The following is a 16,026-nucleotide window of genomic DNA, read 5'->3' as shown; positions in this document are numbered from 1 at the left end:
CAATTCTCCAAGCATAAAAAAACCGCCCGGAGGCGGCAAACTACTCTGGCTGACGGCCTCGGAAGAAGGCCTTCAGCTTGTCGGCCACGCTGCCGGGGCTACGCGGCGCCGCGGGCTGGCCAGATGGCTGAACCTGACCGCGACCTGCCCAGTCGAGACGGGCGTCAAGCGCCAGCATGATTTGGGGGATGGGAGTACGCCAGGCGGTTTCAGGCGGCCAGCCAAGCCAGCCGGTGGCTACGCCGAACAGGTAGTCAACGTAGCTGCCATTTTTCACTGCGCTGTGCTGGCCGCCTCGTCCTTTCCCTTGGCAACCACACTCGGCGGTACAGGGTTGAGCAGAACGGTGATGAACTCGGTCAACTGACCAGACACCTTGGCCACACCGGTGTGGAACACCTCACTGGCGATAACCGGATGCTGGTCGGGTTTCAGGTCGGCGCCAGCAATCACGATGTCAGCACAGGCGGCGATGCTCATCAGTCGCATCGATTCCAGCGCTCCGCGCAGACCACCGAACCGGTGTTCAATACGCAAAGCCGCATCCAGAGTCGGCTTCAGGGTGTAACTACGGGCACCAATCACCAGCGTGACGGTGCCGTGCATGGCTTCGCTCATTGGATTTCTCGCAGGGGTGGGACGGGGCCAGCCCCGTAGATCATGGGGTGGCCGGTCCGGCTGGAATTTCGATGATGTCGGTATTGATCGCCAGCGTGACGTTACGGCGCACCACGTTGTCGGCCTGGCCGGCTGCCACGGTGTTATTCATTACCTTCACGCCGTAATAGAACGTAGTCGGCAGGATCGCAGGGGTTGCGTCAGGGTCTCCGTCATTCAAGGTGACCTTGACGTTGTAGTTACCCTTGGAGCGGTCTTTATGCGCGACAGCTACAGCCTTCTGACCGGCGTCTCCGCTGTCAAAGCCCACCACCATGGTCATGTTGCCTGCATCGGCAGTGCCTTTGTACTTGCGCACACGGCCATCATCCAGAGAGGTGAAGTTCACCGGGTTGAAGGTGTCGCCGAACTCGCCGAGGTCTTCGATCTCGCCCACCCGGACATAGGTATCGGCCTCGTACTCGGTTACGGTATCAGCGCCGGTCTTACCACCAATGAAGAGGCGGCAGCCAGCGGCTGTGTTGAGGTTGTCTTCGGCCATGGGGGTTCCTCCAAAGGCACATTGGATAAAGCCGCAGCGCGGCCGGTGGTTGAATCAGTGGGTGGTGATGACGCGAACCGTGATCGAGCCCTGGTAGGTAACGCCGTCAGCATCCCGCTGGGCGTCCGACTGGATGACGCGTACCGATACAGCGCGGCCAACCTCCAGCGGCAGCGGGCGCTCGTCCAGGGCGGCGATCACCTCGCCGTTGATGCGCTTCACTTCGGCCTGGCCGACAGCATCAGACCAGACGGACAGGTACAGCAGGCGCGTTTCGCGCTTGCGGCCCGAGATCGGGCTGTTGTTGACCGAAACTTCTCGATCTATGGACACATATGGCATTTCCGCATTCAAGGGCGCACCGTCGTAGATCGGGCAACTCACCTCCGCCTGAAGCCTGGCGAAGATGGCCTCTTGTAGGGCCAGGGATGGATCAGTCATTGCCTACTCCCTGGCTTGCCTTGCGGAGCGTTCGACGCACCGCCGTCTCGATATCAGCCATGACGTACTCCCGGTTTACGTCGATGGAGGGGCGTAGCCAGGGATGCGCCGGCCTGGCCGGAATATCCGGGTATTTGCCGAAGAAGTGTTCGCCATCGCTCTTGTTGGTTGCGCGGCGGTTCCGGCTCCCTGCGCGCTTGCCGCCGATGTAGCCCTTGGTTCCGTACTCGATGAAGCGCAGGTAGAAGAACTTTCGATTGTCGCGCTTTCCTCGAATGCCGATCTGCGCATCCAGCCCGCTGGGCGCGACGTAGATCTTCAGCGCGGCGGCCGCTGCTCCCGTGTCCTTGGGCATCAGCTGTTGCTGGGTGGCCAGAACCCGCTCAGCGGCCTGGCGCATCGCCGGGGCCAACTCGTTGTCCATCGTCTTGTGGATGTTGCGCAGCGTCCGCCGGAGGCGGATGTCGCCGCGCATCTTCGAGCGGCGCGCCATGGCCTACTCCTTGGCCTGATCGGCCTTCGCTGGCTTGACGGCCTTGTCGGCCACGGCCTCAGCGTAGCCACGAGCAATCAGGCCTTCGCCCTGCTCCTTGGTCACCTCGAACTCTTCGCCCTTCTCGCGCTCACCAGATGCGCCCGTCAGCGGGCCCAGTGCTCGAATTTTCATGTTTCACCTCATGGGTTAGGTACCGATGAGCAGAGAAGCCTCATCAGGGAATTTTCGTTGTCAGGCAACACAGCCTCAACCTGGTACGTGATCCCCCTACGTGTCAGGCGCGATCCTGCAACGATATCTAGCCGCGGCCTGCCGATGATTTCGGCGGTTACAACAACACTCAGCTTTTCAGCAACCGCAATGACTCGACCGCTTGGGGTGCGAACCTCACCCCACATTTCTGGGCGAGCAGCTGGTAGCCACGTCACTGTAGCGCCCCCGGATTTATTCCTCTCCTCGTGTCGATGAGCAACCTGAAGCCGGTGGCGCAGCGGCCCGGCCCTCATATGCCCCACCCGATACGATGCGGCGTCAGGAGCGCCTTCGAACCTTGCGGCAGTTCGGTGGCGATGGTCCCGATCACAACGTCCTCGCGGTTGGCGTAAAGGTGGCCGAGGATCAACAAGCAAGCCGCCTGGATCTGCTTATTGCTGACCATGGGCGAATCACCGGCATCCCCGGCGGCGACAGCCTCATCAAGCGCCTGCTGGTTGGCGTAAAACCGGCGGTTCAGATAGTCCATCGCCTGCCCTTCCGCCGCCTCGATCAGGAGCTCCAGGTATTCGTCAGCATCGTCGGGGTCACGGAGATGATGCCGAGCGATGGACATGCTGATGACCGCCATCTGCTACTCCTCCGGCGGCTCAAGAGAAGCGAGGCCTCGCTGCACCAGGGCTTCAGCATGACGCCTGTCCACGGTGTACACCTTACCCCCACGCCGACGCAGTTCGCCGGCGTCTTGGTAGGTACGAAGCGGGAACACTTCGACCTCAGCCGGGTTCACAGGCGCGGGTTTGACGGGCGCAGGAACTTTACCAATGGCCACGGAGAGGTCGGAGGAGCCCTCCCCGCTCGGCGCACCTGCTGTGCTCTGCTCTGCCAGCTGTTCGCCACTGGCAGTCAGCGGAGGCGCATCGTTGCCGCCAGCGTCGGATGCCAAGGCATCCTGACCTGCGCCAGGCTCTGCGGCCAACGATGCTGCCGCGCCATCTGCAACGGATTGCCCAGCAGCATCATTGCCACCGGTAGAGGCTGCAGCGGTTACGTCACCGACCGCTTGATTGCCGTCGTCACCCGAGTTGGAAGCTGCGTCAGCAACACCGTCAGCGGGCACAGGAGGCTGAGCCTCGGGCTCCGGTGCTTGCTCTTCAGTGTGGTTCCTGCCGGTCTTCTTTCCTGCGTTCGACATACTCAGCTCCTTCAAAAGTGGCGCCCTTACGAGCGCCATTGCTGCTGTGGTCCAGCCTTATTCGCCAGTCAACGGACCGGTGACGAACGCCTCACCCCGGTAAATGGCCAGGGCCAGGCGCTGCTCGGCACGGACGGTGACCATGTTGTTTTCGAAGTCCTTGTCGTTCTCGGTGGAAATCAGGATTTCCACGTCCATGCGGTCGAAGATCTGCGCGCCCAGACCGAAGGCGCCGACCAGGAAGTCGTTCTGCGGCATGGCTTGTGTGGAAACCACAGGGCGGCGCCACAGAGTTGGTTGCGTGTCGCCTTGCGGCTGGCCAATCAGGTACCGGCCTTGAGCATCCTTCAGCAGTTCGATCAACGCCCAGTCGATTGGGTTGAGGACGATGCCGTCCGATGGGAACTCAGCCAGCTCGGCCTGCAGCAGGGCCAGGCGAATTCGGTCAATCCGCTGCTCCCCGGTGACCACAACACCGCCGGGGGCCGCGTAGAGCTGAGCAGCGGGAACGATGCCGCCAATGTTGGCTCCAGTGCCGTTGCCGAAGAGCAGTTGAGACTCTTCAGCCAACTTGAGGCCGTAGTGACCGCGAGCGTCGATGAAGCTTTTCAACGCTGGGGCATCATCGAGGATCTGACGGCTTGCCTTGAACAGGTGAGCCAAGGTACGCACCGGGGCGTTTTCCAGTTTGAACTTGATGTCGGAGTATGGCTTGGAACCGCCTTCCGGCACCGGCGCAGCATTGTTGGTGAAGCCGTCTTCTCGAACGTACTCCACCGAATTGCTACCGGTCTGGCCTGGGGCGATCAGATCGCGAATGGTCAGGCGGCGTTCGGGAGCAGCCTGGATGCCGTAGCGACGATCGGGCGCTACCAGGTCACCGGCGGATGCGGGCGCCGAGGTGATTGCTGCCCGGGTCACGGAGATGCGGCGAGAGCCTCGGAACGACGAGTCAACGCCTTCCATTTCCTTGGAGGCGGTAACGATCTCGCCAGCCGATTGCGGACGCTCAGGTGCTTGGCGGTCACGATTGGCATTGACCAGCTTCTGCTCGGCCTCGCCCAGGCGCGCTTGCAGCTCGCCCTGCTTGGTCAGCAGCTCATCGACCTTGGCGCGAGTTTCGGCGTTCATCTCACCGGAAGCCTTGATTTGCTTCTCGGTCGCCTCGGCCTGGCTTTTGATCTGATCACCAATGCCCTTGAGGCTGGCATTGAGTTCATTGACTTGGGCTTCAAAGTCCATGGTCACTTTCCTTTCAGAGAATTGAGGATGTTGGTTGCCGCGCTCAGAGAGGCGGAGAGGTCTGGCGCGACAGCGCGGGGCTTGTCGGTCGGGGCAGCGTTATGCGTGCCCCCGCCGGCAGCGCGAGGCATGCCGGACTTGAAACTGGCGAATAGCTCGCGGCGCTCGGAACGGGGCATGCCCGCCTTTGCCAGTGCCACATCCATGGCCTTGAGGGCATTGGCCTGCGCCGACTCTTCGGTTTCGCGCTCGGTGATTTCCGTTGCGGATAGCACGCTGGTGGCCAGCCCAAGCTCCACCGCACGCTTGCCACGGATATAGGTTTCGTCATCCATCAACTCGGCCATGTCTTCTGGCGACTGCCCGCTGGTTTCGGCATAGAGGTCAGCCATTGCAGCATCGAACTCCTCCATGTCATCAGCCACATCACGCAGGTAATGGCGGTTCCCCGCGAGGAAGGTCCAGCAGTTATGGATCATCAGAAACGCGCTGCTGGCTACCTGCCGATCACTGCCCGCCAGGTAGATGATCGAAGCTGCGCTTGCAGCCATGCCGAGCACCTTGGTGGTGACTTTTTGGCTGTGCTCCTTCAGGCGGTTGTAGATAGCGATGCCTTCGAACATGTCACCGCCCGGTGAGTTGATATACACCGTCACATCCTTCTCGCCGATAGAGCGAAGCGCGGCATCAATTCGCTTGAGGGTCACACCCTCGCCGTACCAGTCTTCACCGATGACGCCGTATACGGTGATGGTGTCCGACGTGTTCTCGACAGCCGCCTGGATCGCGGGATTCCATTTATCGAGCGCGCGCGGGCTCATCTCGCTGCGCAGGCCGCGAGACTGGATCTTGTGTTTCATGGGTTACTCCCGAGAGGTGCTATCCGGCTCTTGCAGCCAGTTCATCAGGGCGGCTCGAACAGCTTGCCCATCGTTTTGCTTGCCCAGCTGGTCCAGCGGTACCAGGTTTGACTGCACGGTGAGCACATCCCCGCCAGGCTTACTTGGCAGGTTTTCCTTGCCCCTGCCTTCGTTGCGAGTCATGAACCCGTTCTGCGCCATCGTGCTGAGGTATGCCGCGCGGCCGGAGCTGTCGGCCCGCAGGAACGCCTCAATGGAGAACTCCGAATAGAAATTGATCCGGTCCACCGCCGTCATGCACCACTTGTTCACGCACTGCTCGATTGGCGCCGTAAAGGACATGATGCAGTAGGTGAGGAATGCGATCTGTTGCTGTTCCAGGCCGGTGCCCCAGTTGCTGCCCTTGTCGGTCTTCATCACCATCCAGGGCGGGACGCCGAACCAGCGACAAATCTCCTCGATGCTGTGCCCTCTCGACTCAAGCAGCTGCGCATCGGCGGGGTTGATGCCGATCATTTCCGGCTTCACGCCTTGCTCGAGGACGGGGCTCTTGCCTGCATTCAATGCCCCGGAGATCGTCTTCACGTACTCACGAAACTCAACCCGCTGGGCAGGGTTCAACGTCTTGTCGACCGAAAACGCGACCGTGGGCATCATGCCGTTGCGGAAGGTGCTGTTGGCGGCGTCGTCTGCTGACATCGCCGACCCGAACACATCTGCGCCGTAACGTATGGCGGACAGCCCAACCCGCCCGTCCAGGGTAAAAGCCGGAATGTGCAGCATGTCCTGCCGCATAATCTCCCGGCGCGCGCCCTTTCGGGGCTTGAAGAAGTACCTGAGCCGTCCATCATCGTCGAACTCAAGCTCGACTCGCGACGGCATTAGAAAGTCGAGGGCAATCACGCGCCCGGCTGATCGGTGGATCTCGCAATAAGCATTGCCCCATAGCAGCATCGAGGCGACGACAGCCTGCCAGAAATGGAAGGCAGCCATATCTTGGTTGGGACTGGTGTGCACCACATCGTAGAGCGGGAAGTCTCGCGCGCTCTCGCGACTGCCATCCGGCATGCGCCGGTAGATGCTCAACGGCAAGCCAGCTACCGATGTCGAGATAATCCGAACGCATGCCCACACGGTAGACAGGCGCATGGCTTTATCGACGCTGACCGATTTACCACTACTGGACTGAGCGCCGTTAAAGGCACTCCAGAAACCTCCATCCGACAGCTTGATGGTCTTGCCCAGCCATTCACTCATACTGGCTGAAGGCTTGGCAGCAGCAGCCCCCAGTGCCTGGGATAGGGTTTTAATCACTGACAAGCCCTCTGCGGATGAAGCCGGCGATGCAGAAAAAGCTCAGCGATCCCGCCAGCAAAGCCCAGCCGGTACCAGCCAGCATCCAGACGCCGCCGCATGCCAAGCAGAAAGCGATCACTGCGCAGGCGATGAAAATATGAAATGCGTTCATGCGATCAGTGGATCCCGAATGCCTGCCATGAAGTTTTCCATGCCGCCCTGCCCCTCTGGATTGAGGGCCATCAGCGTCACAGCGTTGAAGAGCGCCATCAGCGGGTCGATCTTGGCCGAGCCGCTGGCCTGTTTGGTGATGAGGATCGAGTTGCCACGCGGCTCGACCTTGGCGTTACCGCAGCACCAAGCCATCATCGGCTGGCCGCCGTGTAGCAGCGCGCCCTCGGCCAGCTTGCGCTCGGCAGTCTTGATGGCGCCGCCCAGGCGCCAGCCTTGTGAAATGCCGTCGATCTTTTCGCGCGGAATCCCAACGGCCTCCAGCGCGTCGAGGATCGCGCCGACGCCGGCCGGGTCAAGCCCGACCTTGTCCAGCAAGCCGGCCTGCTCGACCTGAGACACCAGCTGCGCCACCGCTTCGATGTCATCGCCGATGCGTTTAACCAAGGTCAGATGCCCATCCTTGGCGAAGTCGCGGATGCGCGGTGCTTCGGCTTTTCGCCGTTCCAGTACTGATGGATGGGCCCAGGCATGAGTCCAGGCCAGCCAGCGCCGTGTGCCTTGCTCACGCCCGACTGCCGCCAGGCCAAGCAAGTCATCCAACCCTCCGCCATCGACGCCGATATCGATCACCTCGCAGCGCTCAATCAGGTCTTCCAACGTGCGGCATAGCTCCGAGGTCTGCGCCTCCCAGAAGTCAGCACCCGCCCAGCGATCAGAAAGGAGCGCCAGACCGATCTCGACGTTGAGGTGCTTGGCCAGAAAGACACGGAATGACTCTTCGCCGTCCAGCTGCGCCTGGGCGTACCCGCGCTCGATGAATGGCTCATCCACCGACAGGCCGAGGTTCGGGTTAGTGATGTAGGCGTTTGAGGCGTCCCGGTGCGCGCCAGCATCCAGCATGGCCTTGGGAAATTCGTAAAGCACTGGTAGGAACGACCGGTCCACAATCTCGCCGTCGCGCACTTTGCGGGCGTACATCAACTTCTGCCGAAACACGCCAGCAGGCGGAGCATCGGACTGGGTGGTTGCCCAGATGATGAATCCCTCCGGTCGGGATGCCAGGCCCCCGGTGGCCTCTCTCAGCATCGCCTCGGCATTGGCGCGCTTGCCGAACACCCAAAGCTCATCGACGAAGACGCCGATGGCCTTCTTGCCCGAGACCGTCTCGCTGTCCGCCGCAACCACCTTCAGCGTGGCGTTAGTCTGACGATGGGTCACGGTGCGCAGGTGGTCCTGCACTTTGAGCAAGGCTTTGAGCTCGTCGTCAGCCGCCACCATATCCCTGATCGGCAGGTAGGAGTTGTCCGCGATCTCCTTGGTCGGCGCGAGGATTATGAACTCACCCGAAGCACGCCAGTTGAGTATCAGCGCGCTTAGCATGATTCCGGCGGCGATGGTCGACTTGCCATTCTTCTTGCTGATTAGCAGCATGAACTCGCTGATCAGGCGCCGTCCTGAGTCTGGATCGTAGGCCCCAAATATTGCGGCCACGAACTGGTTGACCCAGTCACGCACGGTCTCGCACATCAAAGGACTGCCAGTGGCGTCTACCATGCGCAACGCACCGAACACGTCCAGGGCTTCCTCAGCCTCAGTCGGGAACAACGGCTCGAACGGAATCAGGCTCTGGCGGGCAACAATGCGCTGCTCCCAGTCTAGGCAAGCGGTTGACCACTCCATCATTTCACCGACTGCAGCGGGCCGCGGCGCGTGCCGAACTTGCCGGTGGCCGCTTTATCGGCATTGGCCTGAGCTTGGTCCTTCTTACCACTCTCACCCTTGCGCGGGTGAACAAACGGCATCAGGGCTTTAGCTGCGTCAACACGCAGTTTTGGTTCGCTGCCCAAGTCGTTCATCACCGACAGCAAGAAGTCCTTGGGGTCACGATGCAGGAGCGCCTGGGTCAGGTCGAAACCAGCAGGTTCGGGTTCCGGCTGTTCATCGGCTACAGGGTCCGATTCTGCCGCCTGCTCATCTCTGGCCGAGGTGTTCTCGGCAGGCTTGGCTTTAACATGCGCTTTAACATCACCTTTAACATCTTGAGGCATCAAACCCAGGGCGCGGAGCTTTAGCAGTTCAGCCGCCACATCCTTGTCCTTCACCAGCCGAGAGCCCGCCGCAGACGCTGTCTTTTCGGAATAGCCAGCCGCTACAGCGGCGTCCCGATTGGACGCACCTTCCCTCAGCGCAGCGATGAATGCGCGCTTGCGGGATGTTAAAGCCATTTAACAAAAATCCTGTGGGGGAAAAAAATCTGTACGTGGGGTCGGTGGCGGTCTAGCTAGATGAGAATCCCTAGCTTTTGACCCCCCTACCCCTTTCGCGGCACGTCACTGGCGTGCTTCTAGCCCGCCGCGCTGGGTTCTGGTCGATCCGCTGACGTGTCAGCTACCTAGCCCCGACGCCTCTTCAGCCTGCTTGACGGAGTCGTGACAAGGCTTGCAGAGACTCTGCCAGTTGGTCTGTTCCCAGAAGAGGACCATGTCGCCACGGTGAGCAACGATGTGGTCGACAACCCTGGCGGCAGTTATGCGGCCGTTCCGCTCGCAATAAACGCACAGCGGGTTGTCGCGCAGGTACCGCTCTCTGGCTTGCTGCCACTTGTAGCCATAGCCGCGCTGGGAGCTGGTCATGCCGCTTCGCCAACTACCGGGGCTCACGACCTTGACCCGAGAGCCTACGCTCTCCTTGATGCGGGAACCGAGCGTCTTGAGCCTGGCCATCAGTGCACCTCAGCTTTCAATCCGCGATCGACCCAGTAAGCGATCCGATCTGGGTCCGGCTCACGCCCTGTGACCAGCGCAATTCCTAGCACACCAGCCAGGTAGTACTTCAGCCACCAGCGATGGCGGCAGACGATCGTTGCTGTCATGCGAGCCATTCAGCCTCCTCGCGCCACGAAATGGCGCATGTCGATTTCGTGGCGCGGATCATTCAACCCGCACAATCTTGGCGACGTTGCCCTTCGCCCGGCAGACCAGCATGGCGGCCAGGAGGTAGAACGCAGTGTTGAACCAGGACACGTCGGCGAACTCGTCATGCAGCACCATGCGGCCTATGAGGCTCACGCACTGCATTCCTGTGACCGCGCATGCGGCCCAGGCCATCAGGGACACGCCCAGCTTGTAGCGGGCATCTGGATATGGCCGATAGCGCAGCCCAATCATCACGAAGATGACGGCGCACAACACGGCCTGGATTACGGCAGCCATTCAACCCTCCTTCCTGGCTCGGAGGCGGAAGAACCAAGCCCACCACCTTGGCGGCTGGCCGGTCTGCATCCACTCGATGAGGCCAGAGAACGTGATCACGCACAGAGCGCCACACACGAAGGCGCTGAACCCAGCTGTCTTGGTCCAAGCCCAGCCCATCAACTCGGCCGCACCGAAGTAGCCACCGATCCAGCCAGTCAGCAAGTAGCCGACCCGGCGCCAGGTGCTCATGTCCTTGGCGAAGACGACGTAGAAGAAAGCCCCGCCGAAGGACCCCACCAAGGTGGCCAGGTCCAGCTGCGGGAAGAAAGCACCCAGGCCGACGCTGGCAAGTACGCCGGTCACTGCAAGGGCGCCGGTACTTGGTTCGGCCATAGGGGTGCTCCACAGAAAAAAGAAACCCGCTCAAGGCGGGCATTGGATCAGCAGCGATGCAGCATCCCGCCAGGCTTGAGCTCTTCGCGAAGCAGGCGGCGGACATCATTTTCCAGGCTCGGCCCGAGCTTCAGCTCGTTTGCGACAGTGCTGACACCAACCCCAACACCGGCGATGTAGAAACGGCCATCCTCACCCATGGTTACCTTGAGGCTGTAAGGGCATGGATCGGTACCAGAGCTTTCGAGTGCGGCCTTGGTGATGAACACCTGTCCGTCGATCACGACGAATGGCTCCCTGGGCTCGTTGGGACGCTTCACCACTTCCAACTGGCCTACACCCGCTTCCCGCAGAACTGCCTGTGCGGCCCGGATCTGCCGGGCAGTCTCGCCGTGGAAGACAACCTTGCCCATGCGCAGAGGCTCGACTGTCTGGCCGGCATCGATGAGCAGGTCTGCGGTTTCGCAGCTGGTCACGCGGCTCGTCAGGCTTGTGGTAGCACGGGCTTCCGCGACTCTGTTGGTCAGCACCGTTACATGGCCACCTTCCGCGGTGACGGTGCTCGCCAGCGCCTGGACGGCCGTGGTGTCTGCCTTCGTTGCAACCTGGCCGCTTAGGGTGGCCACCTGTGCCTGAAGGTTGCTAACCGAAGCTGACAGGGAAGCGATTGCCGCGAGAACTGGATCGGACATTTGCTTGCTCCAGATACGAAAAAGGCCCACCTGAATGGCGAGCCCTAGACATGCGAAAGGTGGCCCCGTACTACTGTCGAGCTTCCACACAAGACGTTTCACGGAGCGAAAAACGATGAAGGTAACCCTCAAGTGCGCCAAGTGCGGCAGTGATAAGTTCGAGGTTCCGGCTAGGCCGAACGACAACTCGAAGGTCACCTGCGGCAAATGCGGCGCTGTCGAGACTTACGGAAAGCTCATGAAGGCTGTGAGCGACAAGGTCACGAAAGACCTGCAACGGCAGCTCGGGAAACTGTTCAAGTGACCTGATTGTTTCAGCCAGAGGGCGTAGGAAGTCAGCGGCGCCCTCAACCTTTACGTCGAGCTGTAGCTTTTCCATGCGTCCTCCAGAATGAAGAAAGCCCCGGCAGACACCGAGGCTCAAAAAAAACCGGCCTTTCGGCCGGATAATCCGAACTAGCCAACATAGACTGCTACGGCTATGCAAAAGCTCGGATCTCGATATTGCCATGGCGCATTAGGCAATTGCCATACCGTGAAAGACTAGCGCCTCGATTTCTCACAGGAATCTCTCAGCCTCTCCATAGCGTCAGGCGCCATCGGCGCGGTCATCATGGAGCGGTAGGTTATGCGCTCAGGGGGGCTACTTCAGCGCAGATAGAGCTTTACGCTTGCGGGGCAGGGGCTTCATCAATGCTGATGCAGTGCTCAATTTCGGTAATCTTCACCAGCGCCTGCTCTGCAAGCGGATAGGCACCAAAGACCCGTCCTTGGTAGAACACAACCCAAACGAACTCCAATGGCTCCGGGCCACCGAGAGTGCGAACCAAGTTTTGGAACCTCTCGGCCAAGTCATCAAAATGCATCTGCGCCATACCACGCAACACCATGCCGAACGCTCCTTCACTCAAAGCTGCATTCTGCGCTCAGTGAAATTTGCGGGCAACTCGTGGCTGGACTTCACGGGGGTGCGGAGGGCCGGTGCTTCCCGGCTTCGTGGTCTGGATCGCTGGGTCACGTACCCCAGACTCTCATCGCGTAGCCGCCCATTGTCCGCACGGGATTAGACGACGCCACTACCGACTTAGCCCAGCTGCCTGGGCGTGTCATCCGCATAAAAATAACCCTAGGCGCATCTTTTACCTTTACGGGTTATACGCCTAGAGGTATAATTTCAACATCAACCATACAAGGAGACGGAGGTGCAAAGCAGGCAGTTGATCAAGGAGCTTGAAGCAGCTGGATGGGTTCTAAAACGTGTCACTGGAAGCCACCACATCTTCAAACACCCCAACAACCCAAACTCGATACCAGTGCCACACCCCAAGAAGGATCTACCGATCGGCACGGTAAAGAGCATCAAGGAACGAGCCGGGTTGAAATAACCCGGCTTCACCCTTTGCACCTCTGTAGGAGACGAACATGCAATACCCAATCTGCATCGAGTGGGGCGACGAGAACACCGCCACCGGCATTCAGATCCCCGATATTCCAGGCGCTGTTACCGCGGGCGACACCTTCGAGGAGGCCTATGCCTCTGCCGTCGAGGTCGCCCATATCATGCTGGAAGAGATCGCCAGTAACGGCCAGGCCATCCCGATGCCAACCAGCGCCGCGGCCCACCGGGACAATCCCGACTTCGCTGACATGGGCTGGGGCATGCTGGAGATCGACATCACGCCATACCTGGGCAAGACCGAAAAGGTCAATGTCACCCTGCCGGGCTTCGTCATCCAGCAGATTGACCGGTACGTACGCGATCACAATGTGAAGAGCCGCTCATCGTTCTTGGCCGATGCAGCCATGGAAAAGCTGGGCCGCTGAAACGCAAAAACCCCGGCTGCAATGGCCGGGGTTTCACTGTGTCGCGTTGTTGCAAGCTGGACACGCTGCTATGAAAACAGGTGTTTATCCGCGCGGAAAGCTTTTTATGCAGCCTCGCGCAATTGCTCCATAGCGCAATCGATCCAGGCCACTCCAGTGTTGATCAGCTCGCGTGCCTTAGCTTCACCCATTTTGTGCTCGCGAGCGATCCGTAGCGCCGGCCACTTAGCACCGAAGTACAGCCAGACGAAGCCGCCCATCTGCGGGTTGCGCTTGTTCAGCCTGGCTACGGCGCCGTCCACCGCAAGCGCTAGGTCGTCCGTGATCACGTATTGCTTGAGCCCGCCTTCCGATGGGGCGTGCTCCTTCATAAGCGCATACAGCGGGCAGACGTACTGAGGCACGCCCATGCCATCCATGCGCCACCAGCCCCATTGCTCGAGCATGTACGCGGTGTCACCAAGGGCCTTGTCTACGTAGGTTCGTTTTTTCATGTCCTTCCCCCTTAATCCCCGGTGTGGTTGGTGCCGCCGGCGCCGCGCCGGTTGCTTCCCTGATATGTCGCCTCAGGCCCGGATGCCTGAGGGTTCTTCAACTGCTCGATCTGCCGGAGCGCTGCCCGGAGCCTCATGCTGAGCTGGGTCACCAGTTCATCCAGGGCCAGGGCCTCGCCAGTTGCAGCCGCTACCCAGCCCGAGGCGTTGCAGTGGTCGCATGGCAGTTCGTGAAACACCCCCTGAGTTACCGCTCTCCCACGGCACAAAGGGCACTGAGCCAACCTGATCACAGCCTTCTTGAAGGCGGGGCCATGGCTCTTCCTTGTCACTTTGAATCCTCGCTAGTTACAAATTCGGCAAGGTCGCTGGACGCCTTGTGTTCCGCTGGCTGGGCCGAATTCTGTGAAATTTCGGTTAAGGCCTTGGTAAGGCCGTGGATGGCACCGAAGCCGATGCCGTCTAACCAGGCGTGCCACTTCTCCAGGGCTGCCCGGCGCTGCTGCATGGCCTGGGTGTTGATGTAGGTGCTAGCGATCTTGCCCAGCGTGTGGTTCAGCAACATCTCGCCGATGTGGCCGTCGATGCCGAGGTCGGTCCAGGTGGTGCGGGACACCTTGCGCAGATCGTGGCTTGTCCACTCGCCCTGCCCCAGGCGGGTGAACACCATGCTGGCCTGGGTCTCGCTCAGCGGCAGCCGGCGGCGGTTCGGGAACAGGTAAACACCCTCGTAGCCCTGGGCTTGCTGAATCGCCCGGTACCGGACCAGCAGCGCCTGCACCTGGTCGGTCAGTGGTAGGCGGTGCTCGGTGCGGGTCTTCGTGTTGGCGGCCGGGATGAACCACTCGGCAGCGGCCAGGCTGATCTCGCTCCAGCGGGCCATGCGGGTCTCGCCGATCCGGGTGCCGTGGGCCAGCATCATCAAGGCCAGCATGGCGTCGCCCGGGTTCTCCTCGAAGGCCTGGGCCAGATGCTGCATCAGCTCCGGCAACTGCACGTCGCGCAGGCGGGCGGCCTTGGGCAGGATCCGGGCCTTCGTGAAGTCGCTAAAGCGCATCCCGCTCATCGGGTTGCGATCGATCAGGCGCAGTTGCAGGGCCTGGCGGAAGGCGGTCAGCAGCAGCGCGAACATCTGCCGCAGGTAGGACAGCGACACCTCGGCCTGGCACGGCCACATCAGCTGCTTGTCCAAGGCGTCGGCATTCAAGTCGGCGACGGCCAGGTCATCCAGGCGCGGTTTCAGGTGCTGGGCAATGGCGGACTTGGCCCCGGCCTTGCGCTTCGCCGACAGCGAGCGGTCGCGGGCCATGCGGTCACCGTACCAGTCGAGCAACTGGCCTACGGTGGCCATGCCGGAAACCACCGGCGCCGTGGCCGGGTCGCGCAGCAGGCGCTGACGCAGCGCGGGCAGCTCGGCAATCACCGCCGCCACGGTCAGGTCAGGCCAGCGGGCGACCGGCACCCACTTCTTGCCGCGCACCAGGTGCCAAGTGCCACGCTCGCGGTTGCTCCAGAACCGCAAATACAGGCCGGGGTGCCGTGGGTCGCGCAGATCGCGCACTGACTTGTCGGTAGCCTGCCGGCGCACCTCAGCCTCGCTCAGCTTCACCTCTCGGGTCGCGCTCATGCGGCCACCGTGACAGGCAGCATCAGGTAGGCACGAATGGCCTCAACGGCGTCAAGGCTCCCCCGGCACACGATGGCCAGATAACCCTGGTCGGCCAGCGCCTGCAGGTAGGCGTCCTGGCTGGGCGAGACCGGGGCATCGAAGGGTGGCATGGCCTTGAACTCGACGTACAGGCCGAAGTAGCCACCGCGCGCCATGGGCAGCACCAGGTCAGGCACGCCGGCCTTGACGCCCTGACACTTCAGCTTGGCGGCGACGGCCTTGACGCGGTGACCACCGTTCGGCACGTGGTAGATCAGCTTGTAGGCCTGCGGGTAGCGCAGTTGTAGCTCCTGCATCAGCGCGGCCTGCTCCTGTCCTTCCCTGTCGACGGACTTGGCGCGGGTCGGCTTGGCCCTGAACGGGCGAACGGCGGGGGCGTTCATGCGACCAGCACCCCCTCGTTGAGCAGCAGCGCCTGGGTACGCATGACGCCCTCGGCGTGGTACTGGCGGGCGGTATCGCGATCCACTGCCCTGCTACGCCCGTCGCAAGCGTCATGGCAGGCGCTGCAGGACCAGGCGCCTTGCAGATCGTGCGGCTTCTTCCCGACGCCGCAGGTGCCGGCCAGGCGGTAGTGGGCTAGCACGGTGGTCTCAGGGTTGCCATTGCACACCCCAGGGATGCGCACCTGGCACTCTCGGCCGCGCGCGGCCTTGGTCAACTTCGTTTGGCGCATAGATCAAG

29 protein-coding genes are annotated in these 16,026 nt (G+C 61.4%); 3 read left to right on the top strand and 26 right to left on the bottom strand.

The genetic code is table 11. The features are described 5' to 3' along the window. Window positions 1–40: 40 nt before the first annotated feature. The 20 genes from AACG97_RS12145 to AACG97_RS12050 form a co-directional block, all read right to left on the bottom strand. On the bottom strand, window positions 41–277 hold the full coding sequence (locus tag AACG97_RS12145) for a hypothetical protein (RefSeq protein ID WP_009681820.1): 237 nt from the start codon (window positions 275–277) through the stop codon (window positions 41–43). Next, a complete protein-coding gene (locus AACG97_RS12140; RefSeq protein ID WP_033690111.1) occupies window positions 274–618 on the bottom strand; it encodes a hypothetical protein in 345 nt (114 codons plus the stop codon). Before AACG97_RS12140 ends, AACG97_RS12145 begins: the two co-directional genes overlap by 4 nt. A gap of 40 nt (window positions 619–658) precedes the next feature. Continuing rightward, entirely contained in the window at window positions 659–1,159 is a 501-nt protein-coding gene (locus AACG97_RS12135; protein ID WP_009681822.1) for a hypothetical protein, read from the bottom strand. Between the two features lie 54 nt (window positions 1,160–1,213). Continuing rightward, window positions 1,214–1,600, bottom strand: coding sequence for a DUF3168 domain-containing protein (locus tag AACG97_RS12130; protein WP_009681823.1), 387 nt, complete (start codon window positions 1,598–1,600; stop codon window positions 1,214–1,216). Next, entirely contained in the window at window positions 1,593–2,093 is a 501-nt protein-coding gene (locus AACG97_RS12125) for an HK97 gp10 family phage protein (RefSeq protein ID WP_009681824.1), read from the bottom strand. Before AACG97_RS12125 ends, AACG97_RS12130 begins: the two co-directional genes overlap by 8 nt. A 3-nt stretch (window positions 2,094–2,096) precedes the next feature. Next, a complete protein-coding gene (locus tag AACG97_RS12120; RefSeq protein ID WP_167524208.1) occupies window positions 2,097–2,267 on the bottom strand; it encodes a DUF7210 family protein in 171 nt (56 codons plus the stop codon). Between the two features lie 8 nt (window positions 2,268–2,275). After that, entirely contained in the window at window positions 2,276–2,602 is a 327-nt protein-coding gene (locus tag AACG97_RS12115) for a phage head closure protein (RefSeq protein WP_197886246.1), read from the bottom strand. After that, window positions 2,599–2,940 carry a head-tail connector protein gene (locus AACG97_RS12110; protein WP_197886245.1) on the bottom strand — a complete coding sequence of 114 codons (342 nt, stop codon included), beginning with the start codon at window positions 2,938–2,940 and terminating at the stop codon, window positions 2,599–2,601. The genes AACG97_RS12115 and AACG97_RS12110 overlap by 4 nt, the downstream gene beginning before the upstream one ends. 3 nt (window positions 2,941–2,943) lie before the next feature. Further along, window positions 2,944–3,504 carry a hypothetical protein gene (locus AACG97_RS12105; protein WP_197886244.1) on the bottom strand — a complete coding sequence of 187 codons (561 nt, stop codon included), beginning with the start codon at window positions 3,502–3,504 and terminating at the stop codon, window positions 2,944–2,946. A 57-nt stretch (window positions 3,505–3,561) separates the two neighbouring features. Beyond that, window positions 3,562–4,746, bottom strand: coding sequence for a phage major capsid protein (locus AACG97_RS12100; RefSeq protein ID WP_197886243.1), 1,185 nt, complete (start codon window positions 4,744–4,746; stop codon window positions 3,562–3,564). A gap of 2 nt (window positions 4,747–4,748) precedes the next feature. After that, window positions 4,749–5,606, bottom strand: coding sequence for a head maturation protease, ClpP-related (locus tag AACG97_RS12095; protein ID WP_197886242.1), 858 nt, complete (start codon window positions 5,604–5,606; stop codon window positions 4,749–4,751). Window positions 5,607–5,609: 3 nt separating this feature from the next. Then, window positions 5,610–6,920, bottom strand: coding sequence for a phage portal protein (locus tag AACG97_RS12090; protein ID WP_197886241.1), 1,311 nt, complete (start codon window positions 6,918–6,920; stop codon window positions 5,610–5,612). Then, window positions 6,913–7,074, bottom strand: coding sequence for a hypothetical protein (locus AACG97_RS12085; protein WP_085983377.1), 162 nt, complete (start codon window positions 7,072–7,074; stop codon window positions 6,913–6,915). The genes AACG97_RS12090 and AACG97_RS12085 overlap by 8 nt, the downstream gene beginning before the upstream one ends. Beyond that, the gene (locus AACG97_RS12080; protein WP_197886240.1) at window positions 7,071–8,759 is read right to left on the bottom strand and encodes a terminase large subunit; all 1,689 of its coding nucleotides are present in this window, start codon (window positions 8,757–8,759) and stop codon (window positions 7,071–7,073) included. Before AACG97_RS12080 ends, AACG97_RS12085 begins: the two co-directional genes overlap by 4 nt. After that, the gene (locus AACG97_RS12075; RefSeq protein ID WP_197886239.1) at window positions 8,756–9,301 is read right to left on the bottom strand and encodes a terminase small subunit; all 546 of its coding nucleotides are present in this window, start codon (window positions 9,299–9,301) and stop codon (window positions 8,756–8,758) included. Before AACG97_RS12075 ends, AACG97_RS12080 begins: the two co-directional genes overlap by 4 nt. 159 nt (window positions 9,302–9,460) lie before the next feature. Continuing rightward, entirely contained in the window at window positions 9,461–9,799 is a 339-nt protein-coding gene (locus AACG97_RS12070) for an HNH endonuclease (RefSeq protein WP_070085885.1), read from the bottom strand. Further along, on the bottom strand, window positions 9,799–9,957 hold the full coding sequence (locus AACG97_RS12065; RefSeq protein WP_175442628.1) for a hypothetical protein: 159 nt from the start codon (window positions 9,955–9,957) through the stop codon (window positions 9,799–9,801). The genes AACG97_RS12070 and AACG97_RS12065 overlap by 1 nt, the downstream gene beginning before the upstream one ends. 49 nt (window positions 9,958–10,006) lie before the next feature. Next, entirely contained in the window at window positions 10,007–10,288 is a 282-nt protein-coding gene (locus tag AACG97_RS12060) for a phage holin family protein (protein ID WP_070085884.1), read from the bottom strand. Further along, window positions 10,289–10,663 carry a putative holin gene (locus AACG97_RS12055; RefSeq protein WP_054913362.1) on the bottom strand — a complete coding sequence of 125 codons (375 nt, stop codon included), beginning with the start codon at window positions 10,661–10,663 and terminating at the stop codon, window positions 10,289–10,291. A gap of 47 nt (window positions 10,664–10,710) precedes the next feature. Beyond that, window positions 10,711–11,355 (bottom strand): hypothetical protein, encoded by a 645-nt coding sequence (locus AACG97_RS12050; protein WP_070085883.1) that lies wholly within the window; start codon window positions 11,353–11,355, stop codon window positions 10,711–10,713. 115 nt (window positions 11,356–11,470) lie between these two features. Here AACG97_RS12050 and AACG97_RS12045 point away from each other — a divergent pair, with 115 nt between their 5' ends. Continuing rightward, window positions 11,471–11,659 (top strand): ECs_2282 family putative zinc-binding protein, encoded by a 189-nt coding sequence (locus AACG97_RS12045; RefSeq protein WP_054913364.1) that lies wholly within the window; start codon window positions 11,471–11,473, stop codon window positions 11,657–11,659. Between the two features lie 361 nt (window positions 11,660–12,020). On the opposite strand, the gene AACG97_RS12040 is transcribed toward AACG97_RS12045, so the two are convergent. Beyond that, window positions 12,021–12,245 carry a hypothetical protein gene (locus AACG97_RS12040; protein ID WP_054913365.1) on the bottom strand — a complete coding sequence of 75 codons (225 nt, stop codon included), beginning with the start codon at window positions 12,243–12,245 and terminating at the stop codon, window positions 12,021–12,023. Between the two features lie 312 nt (window positions 12,246–12,557). Between AACG97_RS12040 and AACG97_RS12035 the strand changes: the two genes are divergently transcribed. After that, window positions 12,558–12,740, top strand: coding sequence for a type II toxin-antitoxin system HicA family toxin (locus AACG97_RS12035; protein WP_016715573.1), 183 nt, complete (start codon window positions 12,558–12,560; stop codon window positions 12,738–12,740). Window positions 12,741–12,777: 37 nt separating this feature from the next. Continuing rightward, entirely contained in the window at window positions 12,778–13,179 is a 402-nt protein-coding gene (locus AACG97_RS12030) for a type II toxin-antitoxin system HicB family antitoxin (RefSeq protein ID WP_070085882.1), read from the top strand. A gap of 104 nt (window positions 13,180–13,283) precedes the next feature. Here the strand turns inward: AACG97_RS12030 and AACG97_RS12025 are convergent, their stop codons facing one another. From AACG97_RS12025 to AACG97_RS12005, 5 genes are read right to left on the bottom strand one after another with little or no spacing between them, the layout of a single operon-like run. Continuing rightward, window positions 13,284–13,673 carry an antiterminator Q family protein gene (locus AACG97_RS12025; protein ID WP_125854364.1) on the bottom strand — a complete coding sequence of 130 codons (390 nt, stop codon included), beginning with the start codon at window positions 13,671–13,673 and terminating at the stop codon, window positions 13,284–13,286. Between the two features lie 11 nt (window positions 13,674–13,684). Next, on the bottom strand, window positions 13,685–14,005 hold the full coding sequence (locus AACG97_RS12020; RefSeq protein WP_070085880.1) for a hypothetical protein: 321 nt from the start codon (window positions 14,003–14,005) through the stop codon (window positions 13,685–13,687). Continuing rightward, a complete protein-coding gene (locus AACG97_RS12015; RefSeq protein WP_197885852.1) occupies window positions 14,002–15,300 on the bottom strand; it encodes a tyrosine-type recombinase/integrase in 1,299 nt (432 codons plus the stop codon). The genes AACG97_RS12020 and AACG97_RS12015 overlap by 4 nt, the downstream gene beginning before the upstream one ends. Next, a complete protein-coding gene (locus AACG97_RS12010; RefSeq protein ID WP_197885851.1) occupies window positions 15,297–15,725 on the bottom strand; it encodes a VRR-NUC domain-containing protein in 429 nt (142 codons plus the stop codon). Before AACG97_RS12010 ends, AACG97_RS12015 begins: the two co-directional genes overlap by 4 nt. Continuing rightward, complete coding sequence (locus AACG97_RS12005) at window positions 15,722–16,018, bottom strand: DUF1364 domain-containing protein (RefSeq protein WP_197885850.1); 297 nt, start codon at window positions 16,016–16,018, stop codon at window positions 15,722–15,724. Before AACG97_RS12005 ends, AACG97_RS12010 begins: the two co-directional genes overlap by 4 nt. Window positions 16,019–16,026 lie beyond the last annotated feature (8 nt).

The organism is Pseudomonas sp. Nvir (assembly GCF_963778085.1).
GTDB classification, from domain to species: domain Bacteria; phylum Pseudomonadota; class Gammaproteobacteria; order Pseudomonadales; family Pseudomonadaceae; genus Aquipseudomonas; species Aquipseudomonas juntendi.
This window is presented reverse-complemented; position numbering and strand designations above follow the sequence as displayed.

What these genes read in the sequence shown, in the direction of transcription:
- AACG97_RS12140 (WP_033690111.1), bottom strand. Translation starts at nt 618, where the DNA reads ATGAGCGAAGCCATGCACGGCACCGTCACGCTGGTGATTGGTGCCCGT.
- AACG97_RS12135 (WP_009681822.1), bottom strand. Translation starts at nt 1,159, where the DNA reads ATGGCCGAAGACAACCTCAACACAGCCGCTGGCTGCCGCCTCTTCATT.
- AACG97_RS12130 (WP_009681823.1), bottom strand. Translation starts at nt 1,600, where the DNA reads ATGACTGATCCATCCCTGGCCCTACAAGAGGCCATCTTCGCCAGGCTT.
- AACG97_RS12125 (WP_009681824.1), bottom strand. Translation starts at nt 2,093, where the DNA reads ATGGCGCGCCGCTCGAAGATGCGCGGCGACATCCGCCTCCGGCGGACG.
- AACG97_RS12120 (WP_167524208.1), bottom strand. Translation starts at nt 2,267, where the DNA reads ATGAAAATTCGAGCACTGGGCCCGCTGACGGGCGCATCTGGTGAGCGC.
- AACG97_RS12115 (WP_197886246.1), bottom strand. Translation starts at nt 2,602, where the DNA reads ATGAGGGCCGGGCCGCTGCGCCACCGGCTTCAGGTTGCTCATCGACAC.
- AACG97_RS12110 (WP_197886245.1), bottom strand. Translation starts at nt 2,940, where the DNA reads ATGGCGGTCATCAGCATGTCCATCGCTCGGCATCATCTCCGTGACCCC.
- AACG97_RS12105 (WP_197886244.1), bottom strand. Translation starts at nt 3,504, where the DNA reads ATGTCGAACGCAGGAAAGAAGACCGGCAGGAACCACACTGAAGAGCAA.
- AACG97_RS12100 (WP_197886243.1), bottom strand. Translation starts at nt 4,746, where the DNA reads ATGGACTTTGAAGCCCAAGTCAATGAACTCAATGCCAGCCTCAAGGGC.
- AACG97_RS12095 (WP_197886242.1), bottom strand. Translation starts at nt 5,606, where the DNA reads ATGAAACACAAGATCCAGTCTCGCGGCCTGCGCAGCGAGATGAGCCCG.
- AACG97_RS12085 (WP_085983377.1), bottom strand. Translation starts at nt 7,074, where the DNA reads ATGAACGCATTTCATATTTTCATCGCCTGCGCAGTGATCGCTTTCTGC.
- AACG97_RS12080 (WP_197886240.1), bottom strand. Translation starts at nt 8,759, where the DNA reads ATGATGGAGTGGTCAACCGCTTGCCTAGACTGGGAGCAGCGCATTGTT.
- AACG97_RS12075 (WP_197886239.1), bottom strand. Translation starts at nt 9,301, where the DNA reads ATGGCTTTAACATCCCGCAAGCGCGCATTCATCGCTGCGCTGAGGGAA.
- AACG97_RS12070 (WP_070085885.1), bottom strand. Translation starts at nt 9,799, where the DNA reads ATGGCCAGGCTCAAGACGCTCGGTTCCCGCATCAAGGAGAGCGTAGGC.
- AACG97_RS12065 (WP_175442628.1), bottom strand. Translation starts at nt 9,957, where the DNA reads ATGGCTCGCATGACAGCAACGATCGTCTGCCGCCATCGCTGGTGGCTG.
- AACG97_RS12060 (WP_070085884.1), bottom strand. Translation starts at nt 10,288, where the DNA reads ATGGCTGCCGTAATCCAGGCCGTGTTGTGCGCCGTCATCTTCGTGATG.
- AACG97_RS12055 (WP_054913362.1), bottom strand. Translation starts at nt 10,663, where the DNA reads ATGGCCGAACCAAGTACCGGCGCCCTTGCAGTGACCGGCGTACTTGCC.
- AACG97_RS12050 (WP_070085883.1), bottom strand. Translation starts at nt 11,355, where the DNA reads ATGTCCGATCCAGTTCTCGCGGCAATCGCTTCCCTGTCAGCTTCGGTT.
- AACG97_RS12045 (WP_054913364.1), top strand. Translation starts at nt 11,471, where the DNA reads ATGAAGGTAACCCTCAAGTGCGCCAAGTGCGGCAGTGATAAGTTCGAG.
- AACG97_RS12040 (WP_054913365.1), bottom strand. Translation starts at nt 12,245, where the DNA reads ATGGTGTTGCGTGGTATGGCGCAGATGCATTTTGATGACTTGGCCGAG.
- AACG97_RS12030 (WP_070085882.1), top strand. Translation starts at nt 12,778, where the DNA reads ATGCAATACCCAATCTGCATCGAGTGGGGCGACGAGAACACCGCCACC.
- AACG97_RS12025 (WP_125854364.1), bottom strand. Translation starts at nt 13,673, where the DNA reads ATGAAAAAACGAACCTACGTAGACAAGGCCCTTGGTGACACCGCGTAC.
- AACG97_RS12015 (WP_197885852.1), bottom strand. Translation starts at nt 15,300, where the DNA reads ATGAGCGCGACCCGAGAGGTGAAGCTGAGCGAGGCTGAGGTGCGCCGG.
- AACG97_RS12010 (WP_197885851.1), bottom strand. Translation starts at nt 15,725, where the DNA reads ATGAACGCCCCCGCCGTTCGCCCGTTCAGGGCCAAGCCGACCCGCGCC.
- AACG97_RS12005 (WP_197885850.1), bottom strand. Translation starts at nt 16,018, where the DNA reads ATGCGCCAAACGAAGTTGACCAAGGCCGCGCGCGGCCGAGAGTGCCAG.